This window comes from Thermogutta sp. (assembly GCF_014359955.1).
Taxonomy (GTDB): domain Bacteria; phylum Planctomycetota; class Planctomycetia; order Pirellulales; family Thermoguttaceae; genus Thermogutta.
Map to the genome: position 1 here is coordinate 1 of NZ_JACIYL010000126.1, position 8,131 is coordinate 8,131.

The 8,131-nt window shown below is 57.7% G+C and carries 8 protein-coding genes; 4 read left to right on the forward strand and 4 right to left on the reverse strand.

Translation table 11 applies throughout. The features are described 5' to 3' along the window. On the reverse strand, window positions 1-716 hold a 716-nt coding region (gene hisN / locus H5U08_RS05855), incomplete at its 3' end, for a histidinol-phosphatase (protein WP_297031195.1). Window positions 717-1,020: 304 nt separating this feature from the next. Here hisN and H5U08_RS05860 point away from each other — a divergent pair. Continuing rightward, on the forward strand, window positions 1,021-2,316 hold the full coding sequence (locus tag H5U08_RS05860) for an ATP-binding protein (RefSeq protein WP_297031197.1): 1,296 nt from the start codon (window positions 1,021-1,023) through the stop codon (window positions 2,314-2,316). A gap of 61 nt (window positions 2,317-2,377) precedes the next feature. After that, window positions 2,378-3,730: a sigma-54 dependent transcriptional regulator gene (locus tag H5U08_RS05865; RefSeq protein WP_297031199.1), complete on the forward strand. Its 1,353-nt coding sequence runs from the start codon at window positions 2,378-2,380 to the stop codon at window positions 3,728-3,730. 41 nt (window positions 3,731-3,771) lie between these two features. Here H5U08_RS05865 and H5U08_RS05870 read toward each other — a convergent pair whose 3' ends face one another. After that, entirely contained in the window at window positions 3,772-4,698 is a 927-nt protein-coding gene (locus H5U08_RS05870; protein WP_297031202.1) for a B12-binding domain-containing protein, read from the reverse strand. 269 nt (window positions 4,699-4,967) lie between these two features. On the opposite strand from H5U08_RS05870, the gene H5U08_RS05875 reads away from it, so the two are divergent. Both H5U08_RS05875 and H5U08_RS05880 read left to right on the forward strand, forming a co-directional pair. Continuing rightward, window positions 4,968-5,504 carry a fasciclin domain-containing protein gene (locus H5U08_RS05875; protein ID WP_366494123.1) on the forward strand — a complete coding sequence of 179 codons (537 nt, stop codon included), beginning with the start codon at window positions 4,968-4,970 and terminating at the stop codon, window positions 5,502-5,504. A gap of 168 nt (window positions 5,505-5,672) precedes the next feature. After that, window positions 5,673-6,521 (forward strand): heme-binding protein, encoded by an 849-nt coding sequence (locus tag H5U08_RS05880; RefSeq protein WP_297031206.1) that lies wholly within the window; start codon window positions 5,673-5,675, stop codon window positions 6,519-6,521. Window positions 6,522-6,657: 136 nt separating this feature from the next. On the opposite strand, the gene H5U08_RS05885 is transcribed toward H5U08_RS05880, so the two are convergent. Both H5U08_RS05885 and H5U08_RS05890 read right to left on the reverse strand, forming a co-directional pair. Next, a complete protein-coding gene (locus H5U08_RS05885) occupies window positions 6,658-7,740 on the reverse strand; it encodes a 3-isopropylmalate dehydrogenase (protein WP_297031208.1) in 1,083 nt (360 codons plus the stop codon). A gap of 108 nt (window positions 7,741-7,848) precedes the next feature. Continuing rightward, a partial coding sequence (locus H5U08_RS05890; protein ID WP_297031210.1) for a hypothetical protein occupies window positions 7,849-8,131 on the reverse strand: 283 nt, incomplete at its 5' end.

An 8,131-nucleotide genomic window follows, 5' to 3' on the forward strand; every position in this document is an offset into this window, starting at 1 on the left:
TGTCCGGCCCAGTCCGTGAACTTACCGCCAGCTTCCTCGACGATGGGTTGAATCGCCGCTGCGTCCCAAATCTCCATGAGCGGGTCCACCATAAAATCGACTCGTCCGGTCGCCACGAGAAGATAGCCGTAACCGTCCCCCCAGGTGCGGGATAGGCGGGTGGCCTCTTCAAGACGATGATAAGCCTCGCGTCGGCCGATTTTGGTGAAATTGGCCACCTCACTCGTGACCCAGGCCGCTTCCCTCAGCGAGCGACACGTCGAAACTCGGGCGGGCTCGGGCGGATTGTCCCCCTGCTGATACCAGGCGCCCGAACCGCGAGCTGCATACACACATTCCCCGGTGGCGGGAATCCTGTCCACACCGAGGACCGCTCGTCCCTGGTACTCCACCCCAATCAGCGTAGCGTACAGCGGAACGCCGTGGATGAACGATTTCGTGCCGTCAATCGGGTCGATGATCCAGCGGAATCCGCTCTGACCGCCGGTGTTGCCCCACTCTTCACCGATGACCGCGTCTTCAGGGAATGCCTGATGAATTTGTTCCCGAAGGTAGGATTCGGCTTCACGGTCGGCCCTGGTGACGGGGGAGTCGTCGGCCTTTCTCTCGATCAGTAAGTTCCGGTTGCGAAAGTAACGGAGGGTGATCTCGCCGGCAGCCCGGGCCGCTTCGATCGCAAATTGCAGGCGACGCTGAATATCAGAAGCTGAAGCCATCACGGTATCCTTGGGTCAATTCACGAGGATGAAATTCCGGAAACTCAGGCCGATCAACGTCCCACGCGGTCGACGGGGAACCAATCGGATCCGCGGCCTTCGTCTTCTCGGTGGACAGCGTATTTCTTATCAATCTTCACTATCAATCCCATTATGGATAAAGATGGGCGGGACTGGGACCACGCCCCCAGACGCGAACGATTTAGAGTAGAATTAACATGACAAGATGCAATTAATCGATGCGATGCAAGGAGCCATCCGGGCTGTCCATTTCTGGATGGCCCTGTTCCCGTAAGCCAACCCTATGAAACTTCCCCCGAGTGGTGCCATCTGGCTGATTCGCATCCGGTGGATCGCGGCGACCATGGTTTTCGTCGCGACAACGCTGGGATATTTCGGTCTTGGGGTGCTTCAGACACCCTACCCCCTGTACGCCGTGGGGTTGGGAATGCTGCTGTACAATGCGATACTCGCGTTTATCGTCCGAGAGGAGAGCCCTCTTCGCGGGTTTCGTCCGGAAGACAGCTTCTTTCTTCAAATCGTGCTGGACCTGGCGGCACTCACTCTGGTCCTCTATTTTTCCGATTTTTGCCACAATCCGTTCGTGGTTTATTACATTTTTCACATGATCATTGCGGGTATGTACCTGCGTGGGGCGCGGCCCTACCTCGTAGCGGGGGCAACAGCGCTAGTCATTGGCGCCGTCATTTTCCTGGAAAGTTTGAACCTGATTCCCCGATTCCCTTTGAGGTTTGGCGGCCGGGAGTTGCCGCCGCTCCACAACCTGGAAGCGCTGGCCCTCTTCTGTGCTGTGGCGACCAGTCTCGGCATGGCGACGTATTTCACGACTTCCATCCGGCGTTACGTGGACCGTGCCCATGCGGAGCTTCGCCAGAAGGAAAAAATGCTGGGCATTGGTCAGCTTGTGGCGGGGATCGCTCACCAGATTGCCAATCCACTGGACGGAGTGCAGAACTGCCTGCGGAGAATCAGCGAGGCCGTCAAAAACGACCCCCGATTGACAGAATACGTCAACATGATGGCGGAGGCCCTGGAGCGGATCGAGCGGACGGCGAAGCGCGTCCAGGCTTTTGCACAACCTCGTGGCCTGGTCCTGGAAAAAACGGACGTCAATGCCGCCGTCGAAGGCACCCTCGCCATGCTGGGTACGCGGATTGGACAGAATATACGTGTGGAAAAGGATCTTCGGCCGGTGCCGCCAGTGCTGGGAGATAAGTACACCATCCAGGAGGTGGTGTTCAATCTCTGCACCAACGCCCTGGCAGCTATGCCCAATGGGGGGACGCTCACCCTCCGCACCAGGGCGCTGGGCACGCAGGACGACGATCAAATGAATTCGGTCGCTATCGAGGTGATTGACACGGGGGTGGGTATCCCGCGGGCTAATCTCGAAAAAATCTTTGAACCGTTTTTTACCACTCGCGCGGACTCCGGGGGTACGGGCCTGGGGCTGGGTCTGTGCCGCATGCTCATCTCCGAAATGGGCGGAAGGATTGAGGTTCGGAGCACCCTGGGGCAGGGAACGACCTTCACGGTCATCCTCAATGCCTATCGTGATAAAGATAACAAGCCCGCGTGATTTCACACGGACTATTTGCACAACAATTTCGTTTGATTGCTGGCAAGGCTGAAAAACCACTATGCGGATCCTGATTGTGGACGACGAGAAGATCAAGCGGGTAACACTGGCCGACGATCTCGCCGCACAAGGGTACGAAGTGGACACCGCGGCGGACGGCGAAGAGGCCCTCGAAAAACTGCGGCAACGGCATTTCGACGTCATCGTTGCCGATGTGAAAATGCCTCGGGTCGATGGCCTGGAGTTGCTTCGTTACGTCAAACAGGGGGAGCAAGCTCCCGCCACAGACGTGATCATGATGACGGCTTACGGGAGCATCCAGTTGGCCGTCGAGTCGATGAAGCTCGGGGCGTACGATTTCATCACCAAACCCTTTCGCAACGAGGACCTGTTTCCGGTTCTCGCCCGGCTAGAGCGCGAGCGCGGTCGCCGGAGGGAACCACGGCCGGCGGAAACCCCCGAAACGGAGGACGTCGATCAGCTCGTGGTGGGCCAGTCGGCGGTGATGACGCGGGTCAAAAAGATGATCGAAATCTGCACCCGCACCGACGCCAACGTCCTCCTGTGTGGCGAAACCGGTGTGGGGAAGGATTTGATCGCTCAGGTGATCCACCGGAAATCTCACCGCCGAGACCGCCCCTTCGTGAAGGTGGGCTGCACCCTTTTCCCGGCCCATCTCATTGAAAGCGAGCTGTACGGACACGAGAAAGGCGCGTTCACCGGAGCAGATCAGCGGAAGCCCGGCCGATTTGAGATTGCCCAGGGAGGCACGCTGTACCTCGACGACGTGGACGATATCCCGCTCGATCAGCAGGCCAAGTTGCTCCGCGTCATCGAGGAGAAGGTTTTCGAACGGGTAGGAGGCACTACGCCCATTCATGCTGATGTCCGCATTATTGCGTCCACCAAGCAAAACCTCCTGGAAAGAGTCAGCCAGGGCACATTTCGCCAGGACCTGTACTACCGTCTGGACGTGCTCCGCATCAATATTCCGCCGCTTCGAGAACGACGGGAAGATATCCCACTGCTTGTGGAGCATCTTCTCAAAAAGATCGCGGGGGACAAGCCGTTCACTTTGGGACCTGGCGCCATGGAGGTCCTGCAGGAGCACGACTGGCCTGGCAACGTTCGGGAGCTTTACCACACATTGGAAAGAGTCTTCCTGATTGGCAACGGCGAGATCACGGCCGAGCTCCTCTGCTCCGAGATTGCCCAGTTCCCGACGAAAACACCAAAAACCAGTTCGGAACGCGGCGGAATCGCCAATTTTCAAGAGGCCATCAATCAGGCGGAGCGCGAACTGCTGGAGAGAGCTCTTCGGGAAGCGGGCGGCAACAAGACGGCGGCCGCGGCGGCCCTGGGAATGAAACCGTCCACTTTTCGGGACAAACTGGCCAAGCACGGCCTGGGGTGAACCGGACAGCTTCTTCAGCACCGGCTGCGGCGGTCGTTCGGTTAGCCGGACGGCGTCTCGGACGGCGGCTCTGTTGACCTTCCAGTGACGCCTTCAGTGGTCTGTACGAGGGGTGGGAGCGTATCCAAAAGCATGGCCAGATGGGTCAGGTCGGGACAGTACGCCGAATACCGGAGCTGTTGGCGCAGAGACGCGTCGATCGATCGGCCTCCAATCACAAAAAGGCAATCAGATTGGCGACAGTAGTCGAACAAGTCCTGGCAGGCGTCAATGACTTCCTGCTGCGATGCGATGTGAGAAATACTCAGCCAGAATAGCTTGGGATGCCAATCGGCGATGGCCTGGCGGAGTGTAGGAGCAGGGAGATTGGGCCCTAGGAACCTGGCGCGCCAGCCCTTTTCCCTCAAGACCAACTGAACCAGTTGGGAGGCCAGGACGTAATGGTCCTGACTCAGAGCGGCCCCAATCGCCAGCGGCTGATCCAAAGTTTCCTCTGGGAGAGTTGACGCCATTTCGGCGAGCACTTCCGAAACAATACAGCACGCTACCCTCTCCTGATAGATTTGGAGCGTTCCGCATTCCCATTCCTGGCCGATTTGCTCGAAAGCCGGGGCAATGATACGGTCGGCAATTTCAGCGAAAGAAAGGCCCACGCAGCGAAGCTCGTGAAGGATCACCCGGCAACGGTCGGCTTGGGCGGTTATCAAGGCCTGAAGTAGCTCCTCTTTGGCCTTTTCGAGAACCCTTTGCCCTTGACCAGAAAAGGCAGGCAGTCCAAGCGCCTCCGGGTGCCGCAGCGGTAGATTCAGTTCCTTCAAGACCCGCAGGGCTTCATGGAGTTGAATGCGGCGGTGTCCGCCGGGCGTTCGCGCGACGGGCAGCAGGCCGCGATCACACCAGCGTTTCACGGTGGACTCGCTGACACCAGCGGCGAGGGCGAGTTGTTTTGGAGTCAGCAAAGCAGTCATGTGAACGATTTGAACGATCCACAAGCAAACCCATACTTCTTATCAATCCTATCCTCAGTTTCTCGTCCTTTGAAGAGATCCTTGGTTTTTCCCCGATTTCACAGCAATTCCGCGGCGGAGCAAAATTTTTGCTCTTGACCCCTTGCCCGGACAGTTTGACCCGTATAAACTGCATGTGAACGAAATGAACGAATTGTATTCGTTCAGAAGGCACGCAAGGGGCGTGCCTCAGAGGTCCGTAGGTTCCTTCAATCTAAGGAGGTTGTGTGATGCGTCGGTTTCCGATTGCTGTTGTCGCGGTGGCCGTGTTGCTCGGTGGGTTCGGTCTGGTTCAGATGAGTCGGGCTGAGGAGGTGGCCAAAAAGGACATCGTGGATGTGGCGGTTGAGGCCGGGTCCTTCAAGACCCTTGCCAAGGCGCTCGAGGTTGCTGGTCTGGTGGAGACCTTAAAAGGCAAGGGACCGTTCACCGTGTTCGCCCCGACGGATGAGGCGTTTGCCAAGTTGCCCAAGGAAACTCTGGAAGCGCTTCTGAAGGACAAAGCGAAGTTGACGGCGGTGTTGACTTACCACGTGGTGGCTGGCGAATATCCGGCGAACAAAGTGGTGGCCAGCAAGAGCCTGAAAACGGTGCAGGGCTCGCCGATCAAGATCACCGTGACTGACGCCGGTGTGAAGGTGAACCAGGCCAAGGTCGTGAAGACTGACATTCGAGCCTCCAACGGCATCATCCATGTCATTGATGCCGTCATTCTGCCGCCGGAGAAATCTGAGTCGCACGCTTCTAGCTGCGGAAATATGAACTGAAAATCAGGCCTCCCCCAAGGTGGACTGACTCCCGTCCACAATTCAATCTTACCGCGGATCCGGAGAGATCGGGCCTTCAGCTCCCCGACTCTCCGGACTATCGTTTCGTGGAGCGATGGCTTCCTGGTAGGCGCAAAAACTTTGGCCATTATAAGAGGTGACCGACTTATGAAAACCCTCATGATCAGAATTTTATCCAACATCTTTGCGTTCCTCGGATTAATGCTCGCCGGTGCAGGGGGGCGTGGCGCGGAGTTCCCTGAACATCCGCTGTCCAGCGACTACAGGCGAGCGGCTGATGAATTGGCGGAAGCTCTGCAGGATGCAAAGCCAAAAGTCCAAGAGTCGCTTCTGATTGAAGCCATCGAACGCGCCGCGGCTTGTTTGCCGTCGGACTCGTATATCGCCGCACGATTGCGGAACTTGAAAAGCCGAATGGCCGCCGGCGGTGATCACTCCGAAATCCTCTCCGCACTGCAAAACATTGTTGAGGACCTGCGATTCCGTCCTTTAGCGGAGGCCGATTTGCCGGTTGGATTTCCACCGTGCACTCCTGTGGGTGAGGTGGAGGTCAAGCGATACCCCGGCTATCGGGCGGCGGTTACCCGCAACAACGGCACGGCATTCTGGCGACTTTTTGCTCACATCAAAAAGAACAATGTGGCCATGACAGCGCCAGTGGAGATGACCCTCGAAGAAAACGGGCAACGGCCGGTCCTCATGGCTTTTCTTTATGAACGGCCGGATCAGGGCACTGCCGGCGAGGACGGTACCGTGGAGGTCCGCGATTTACCAGGCGGTTGGTTCGTGAGTACCGGCATCAGAGGCCCCCGATCGAATCAGGCCCTCCAGCTTGCCCGGCAGCGCGTGGAAGAGTGGGTGGGGCATCACGGGGATAAATGGGAGATCGCAGGACCACCACGGCTTTTGGGTTACAACAGCCCCTTCATACCACGCGACAAATACTACTGGGAGTACCAGGTACCGGTGCGCGAAAAGTCATCAGCCGATAACTGAGGGGGTTCCCGGCTTTTGTATCCACACTGACTCCATTTTGAAAGACACAAACCTGGGGACAAACCGCTGTCCCCAGGTTCGTTGTTCAAATTTGGCAAGAAGCGTGTTTACGCTGCGCTGATGTTACGGCTTTCACTCACACCTGGTGCAGGGCCTCCACGACCAGGTCGCCGACCTGCGAGGTGGTGTAACCCATCTTTCCCGCGGCCTGGCTTTTCATCTTTGTGCCTGTCACAATCTGGATGGCCTTGTTGACCCGTTCCGCTGCTCGGTCGTGGCCGGTGTGTTCGAGGAGCATCCCGGCGGCCGCGATGGCTGCAATCGGGTTGATCATGCCTTTGCCGGTGTACTTGGGAGCACTGCCACCCATCGGTTCGAACATGCTTGTGCCGCCCGGTTCGGGATTGATGTTGGCTCCTGCTGCAACCCCCATTCCTCCCTGGATGATAGCGGCCAGGTCCGTGATGATGTCCCCGAACATGTTCGTCGTCACAATGACGTCGTAATACTCGGGGTTCTTGACCATCCACATGCAGCATGCATCGACGTGGTTGTAGTCGGTTTGAATGTCGGGATATTCCCGGGCCACTTCCTGGAAGGTGCGCCACCAGAGGTCGTGCCCGTATGTCAACACGTTTGTTTTGGCGACCAGAGTGAGCCGCTTCTTTTTGTTGCGTTTGCGGGTGTATTCGAAGGCCCAGCGGATGCACCGCTCACAACCCTTGCGGGTGTAAATGGCAGTCTGGATCGCTACCTCGTCGGGAGTTCCCTTTTTCAGGAAACCACCGATACCGGCGTAAAGGTCTTCTGTATTTTCTCGCACCACCACAAAGTCGATATCGTCGGGGCCCTTGCCCGCTAGCGGTGTTTCCACCCCGGGGTAAAGTTTCACCGGGCGGAGGTTGATGTACTGGTCGAATCGGAATCGCAACTGCAGGAGAAGCCCACGTTCGAGGATCCCCGGAGGCACGTCGGGATGACCGATGGCCCCCAGGAGAATGGCGGGAAAGGTTTTCAGCTCCTGAAAAACGTCCTCCGGAAGGACCTCTCCCGTTCGCAGGTAGCGCTCGCCTCCCAGATCAAATTCGCGAAGTTCGAGCTGGATGCCCTCGAGTTGGGCCACTGCTTTCAACACCTTAACAGCCTCGGCCACCACTTCGGGGCCCGTCCCATCGCCGCCGATGACCGCCACTCGCAACGGGTTGATTGGATTCGTCATAGGTTGTCCTTCCGGCCAAACTCAGTTGTCTGTCGAATTGCACCGCGAACCGTCGATTTTAAATAAGAGCCGAAAAAGAGAAAAGTCACTCGTCCGCGTCGGCGAAGTTCACCCACCGTGGAGGCGGATAGCAAGGTGGGGCCGATTCATGAATTGCCCCTCCAACAGGCCTGGCTTTGGGTGTTTCACGGATGTTAACAAGTCCACATGGAGCAGGCTGGCGTCGCCATCGGCCGAAGAGCGAACGATTCGGCGGGCCTTTGCCGGCTGACGACCATTGTTCGAACTGACCTGATAACATGGATCGACTGAGGCCCCTGGGGTGAGTTCACTCGGGGACCCGCTGTGGTCGCGGTCAGTCCAAAGCCCGTGAATTCCAGGCTGGAACCTC

Coding starts and splice junctions, on each gene's coding strand:
- H5U08_RS05865 (WP_297031199.1), top strand. CDS start 2,378: ATGCGGATCCTGATTGTGGACGACGAGAAGATCAAGCGGGTAACACTG.
- H5U08_RS05870 (WP_297031202.1), bottom strand. CDS start 4,698: ATGACTGCTTTGCTGACTCCAAAACAACTCGCCCTCGCCGCTGGTGTC.
- H5U08_RS05860 (WP_297031197.1), top strand. CDS start 1,021: ATGAAACTTCCCCCGAGTGGTGCCATCTGGCTGATTCGCATCCGGTGG.
- H5U08_RS05885 (WP_297031208.1), bottom strand. CDS start 7,740: ATGACGAATCCAATCAACCCGTTGCGAGTGGCGGTCATCGGCGGCGAT.
- H5U08_RS05880 (WP_297031206.1), top strand. CDS start 5,673: ATGAAAACCCTCATGATCAGAATTTTATCCAACATCTTTGCGTTCCTC.
- H5U08_RS05875 (WP_366494123.1), top strand. CDS start 4,968: ATGCGTCGGTTTCCGATTGCTGTTGTCGCGGTGGCCGTGTTGCTCGGT.